The sequence below is a fragment of the Sulfolobales archaeon genome (assembly GCA_038897115.1).
Taxonomy (GTDB): domain Archaea; phylum Thermoproteota; class Thermoprotei_A; order Sulfolobales; family AG1; genus AG1.
The window spans coordinates 1-4,825 of record JAWAXC010000134.1 but is presented as its reverse complement, the minus strand read 5'-3'; the positions used below and the strand labels follow the sequence as shown (position 1 = coordinate 4,825).

3 protein-coding genes are annotated in these 4,825 nt (G+C 45.0%); 2 read left to right on the top strand and 1 reads right to left on the bottom strand.

The annotated features are described in order from the left end of the window. The coding region (locus tag QXE01_11535; GenBank protein ID MEM4971868.1) for a hypothetical protein at window positions 1–555 on the top strand (555 nt) is incomplete at its 5' end. Between the two features lie 23 nt (window positions 556–578). Here QXE01_11535 and QXE01_11530 read toward each other — a convergent pair. Further along, a complete protein-coding gene (locus tag QXE01_11530) occupies window positions 579–1,802 on the bottom strand; it encodes a methionine adenosyltransferase (GenBank protein MEM4971867.1) in 1,224 nt (407 codons plus the stop codon). Window positions 1,803–3,740: 1,938 nt separating this feature from the next. On the opposite strand from QXE01_11530, the gene QXE01_11525 reads away from it, so the two are divergent. Next, window positions 3,741–4,825, top strand: a 1,085-nt coding sequence (locus QXE01_11525) for a dihydroxy-acid dehydratase (protein ID MEM4971866.1), incomplete at its 3' end; no start/stop codon positions are given.

Sequence of the window (4,825 nt, the reverse complement as noted above, 5' to 3'; positions counted from 1 at the left end):
GCTGTTACACCCCTCCCCGGGGATTTTGACTATAGATCTGTTGTTGAGGAGCTAGGTATGATGGGGTATAGCTATAACCCATCCCCCCTGCTCAGGATCCTTGAGAAGGAGTATGGCCTGATCAAAACCACCCTTCATACGAGTGGGCAGAGGTGGTATGTTCTATCTAATAGAGAGGCTCTCGAGGAGTATGTGGAGAAGCTTAGAAACGGTGGTGAAGAGGATCCCGAGGCCCTCGTTATAAGGCTACAGCTAGAGGCACTCAGGATAGATGAGATCTCGAAGACCCTGAAGGGCCTGGCTGGTAAGAAGAGGTGGAGCGATACAGACTATAGAAAGCTCTATGATATAAGCTTTAGGAAGATGCCTAAGTTGCTAAGGATATATAGAAAGATCCAGGATGATCCTGAGAGGTGGGGGGCATATATAAGGGATATAGAGGAGATCTTCGCACTCGCGAAGAAGCTCAGGGCGAGATCATCGCCCTCAAAGGGATCTGAGGAGGAGATCTTTAAAAGTGTAGAGGATGTTAAGGCCAGCGGCGAAACACAATAAAATTATTCTATCTATAGTTATATCTAGAAAAGCATTATCTTTCCAGCTAGGAAGTCATCCCTTAACCTAGTTATATTATCTAGATGCTCCTCAACTATCCTAGCTATCTCATTCCTCATATCCTGGGTAAGGGTTTTCTCAGGGATCACCTTCACAGATGCTACTAAGGGCATATCTATTGGCCTCCCAATCTGGCTTAGAAGACTTACATATACCTCTACTATCCCGTTAACCCTTCTATATATATCATTAGCTATTATAGTGGCCAATGCATTATAGATCTTCCCCACATGGGATACAGGGTTCTTACCAGCAGTTGCCTCGAGGCTCATAGGCCTCATAGGGGTTATCAACCCATTAGCCCTGTTACCCCTTCCAGTCATTCCATCATCCCCATGCTCAGCAGATGTTCCAGTTACTGTTAGATATACAAGCCCCTTCTCAGGTCTATCAGCTGTATTTATATACACCTCTACATTATCGAATCTAGCTAGCCTAGCGATGAGATCTGCTATTTTGTTTCTAACCTCCTCTTTAACAGAGAGGTAGTGGTCTAGATCACTTACTAGATGGGAGATCATAGATGCTGCCACGGTAATCTTAACATTCCTCCCGATCCTAAGCCCCATAACCTTCACATCCTCCCCAACCTCTGGGTATCTCGATTTGAAGTCCCTGGAATTGAGCATTCTCTCAATCTCCAGCACAACCCTCTCCAGGTCTGTTAGAGGTGCGAAGCCAACACCGAAGCTGGTATCATTAGCCAGCGGAGCCTTCTCCTTGCCAAGCTCGTAGAGCCCGGCAAGATCTGCGCTGCCCTGCCCAATTCTATAGTCTATAACCACATGCCTCTCAGGATCTAGGAATCTGAAGTTTCTCCTAATCCAATCCTTAACAGCACCTATAATAAGAGGCCCGATAGGAACCCTTATAACCTCGCCACCCTTGAAAACAGTTGTTGTGGCCCTCCCAGAAACTATTATATATATGGGCTGGATAACCTCGCCACCCCCAAACCTAGGGCTTGCCTGACCCCCAACCACGAGGGTTTTATCTAGATTATGATGGAGTATATATCCAAACTCCTTTCTATAGAACTGGGACAGAGCTATACTTGAAACCTCAGAAGCAGAATCCGCTATATAGTCAGGATGCCCAACGCCTTTTCTCTCAACAAGCTCCACCTCAAGCTTCTCCACAGGTGTTTGGTTTAGCTGCTCAACAACTATATTCCTCTCCCCCACGATCCGCCTCACCCCCATACTCTCTAATCTAATAACCAACATATCTCATATATAAATGCAAATACCCTAACAGTTGAGATAAAGAGAAATAAACTCATAGCATAGCTTCCAAAAGATATCCCATTACCTAACCGTTCACCCGAGAGCGGTCTTTTATGACCACCCTCGGGTTCATTACGGCACAGCTCGGGGCGGGCTACGGCGGTTCAGCCACCCTCGCGAGGGTCATCGTTAAACCTATAACCTTCAGAGCTTATACTGTGTATCAGCCTACCTAATAGCCTTGAAGAGTATTAACAGCAAACCCATAAAAACTCCCAAAGACAATCAAAGATGTTTCAGCTCACCCAATAAACACCAATACAATGAATCCTCCCTCTAACCTCAAGTTGTTGTTGATTTCATATAGGTTTATAGCTGTTGATATTAATTGTGTTTAGCCCTTAGTACTATTAGATATGTTGATGCCATGTGTTTATTAAAGATCCCTTCATAACCCAATGCTTATAAGCTTTATAGCCAGTTGTGTTTAGCTAGAGGGCAATACTATGATCCCTATGAGCAATGCGAGGGGAGGAGGCCGCCGAGAAAGCTCTCCACATCCCCGAGGGGAGATAGGCTTCCGTAGGCTACGTAGAGAGGATAGGGGGTATAAGGGCGAGCGGAGATATAGAACATGATAAACCGCAATGAAGATTCAACCCCTACTACTCTCACCCAGTACAGCTATTCTAGCTCATAATATCGTAATAGCATTAGAATTCAAGCGAGAAGACATAATCAGGGCGACCGAAAGATCATCATCGAATCAGCTAGTAGAGGGATCCTCATCTCTACTATATATTAACATTCCAAGCCTATATCCTTAAAACTTTACATTACAATTATCCATATATTAAGCCGGGCTTCTCCTTACTCTTTCTTAGGTCTGCATCTAGTTGAGGCTTCGAGGCTTTACAGATCGCGGATCCCTATATCTAGTTGGTTTTTCCAATTATTCAAAACTTTACCCCAAGCTTTCCAAACCCTATACCCTTTCAAATGAAGCTATATCTAAGTAAATGCTTCAAGGATTCTTGTCATCAGCTAGTTCCTCTAGAACTTCTCCTTCGCTTAATGCTCTCACTAATATGGTTCTCAGGCTAAGATTCCTTGCATAAGTAGCTATATGCTCATTATTTATTAATAGCGATGCGCTGATCATGCTTTAATATACTCTTTATGATAACAGTCGAGCGGGGAGGTTTGGGCTACATCCCGAGCTATTGCTCGGTTCAGCCCTAGGCCGGGTCTCCGGCCAATTACCCCTATCCCCTCCCGGGGACTCGGGGATATGGCTGTTAGCCCCCATCCATGATCATCCGGGGGCCTGGTTGCCATGCTTAACCGCGTCATCATCTAGCTATAGTACTTGCATCAAAAATTATAAGCATTAACAACATCCCCGCCCTAAAGAGCGAGGCTTTCAGTTGTAACTCGTCTATGTTTCTATTTAGGTCTTCTTTAGCTTCTAGCGCAAGAATCTCGATGAGATCGTATAAATTCCCCTCGATAAGAATGATTATTTTCACTTTCCTCCTTCTTTCAACTCAATCTTATTCAATAGCTTAAACACATTGTTTACATATATTGCCCCAACAACCTTAGCTATAAACACAATTATAGTGGATTAGGTATCTCTAACCTTCTCCCCAGCCCTTTAGGATGGTTTTTCAGATGTAGATATTGTTCTCACCTTGAAGGAATATGCTCTTAGCTATAGCTCTTTCCATGGATCTAGGTAGAGCTGAAGATCCTCTGCCGCGTGTTAACCCTATCTTAGTGATATGGTCATCGAATATTTGTTGAAAGATCTATAAGAAGATAAATGCTTTAGTATTATATTGGGATAAGCTGGAATAGGGTATATAATTTTGTTAGGTTGATATTGGTTTGAGGTTTGTGGGCTTGAGCATTCAGAGAAGATCTTATGGAGAGGATCTTCCTAGTAGGGGGAGGTATCATGGTGTGCTCAACGCTCCCCACAGGGCTTTCCTAAGGTCTATAGGTCTTACGGATCTCGATATTGGGAAGCCTTTAATAGCGATATCTGTAGCTTGGAGCGAGGCTGGGCCGTGTAATATACATACTATGACTCTATCCGCCTTTGTTAAGGAGGGTGTTAAAATGGGCGGTGGAACCCCCCTTGCATTTCCTGTGATGGTGGTTAACGATAATATTGGCATGGGGTCTGAGGGTATGAGATATAGCCTTGTTAGCAGGGATCTCATAGCAGATATGATCGAGGCCCAGTTCAATGCTCACGCCTTCGACGGGTTGGTGGGGATTGCTGGGTGTGATAAGACCGAGCCAGGGACTCTAATGGCTATGGCTAGGATCAACCGCCCCTCTATATATCTCTATGGTGGGAGCGCAGAGCCAGGGATCTATAGAGGGAGGAAGGTAACTATAGAGGATGTTCATGAGGCTGTTGGAGCCTATCTGAGGGGGAAGATCTCTGAGGAAGATCTGATCGAGCTTGAGAAGGTAGCCCACCCAACATATGGAACATGTGCAGGTATGTTCACAGCAAACACTATGGCATCTATTGCAGAGGCACTCGGAATGTCACTCCCGGGAAGCGCTTCACCACCAGCAACATCTTCAAAGAGGATCTGGTATGCTAGGGAGAGCGGTGTCGCCCTGATGAGGCTGATCGAGCTTGGTATAAAGCCAAGGGATATACTAACCTATGAGGCGTTTGAGAACGCAATAGCGGTTCTAATGGCTACAGGCGGATCGACAAATGCTGTTCTACATCTACTTGCTATAGCATATGAAGCTGGTGTTAAGCTTGAGCTAGATGATTTCGATAGGATCTCCAGGAAGGTTCCTCTAATCGCGAGCCTAAGGCCTGGAGGCGAATATACAATGGCAGATCTAGATGAGGTTGGGGGAGTACCGCTTATTATGAAGAAGCTCCTAGACGCAGGGTTGATCCACGGAGAGGCTCTAACAGTAACAGGAAAAACTGTGAGGGAGAACCT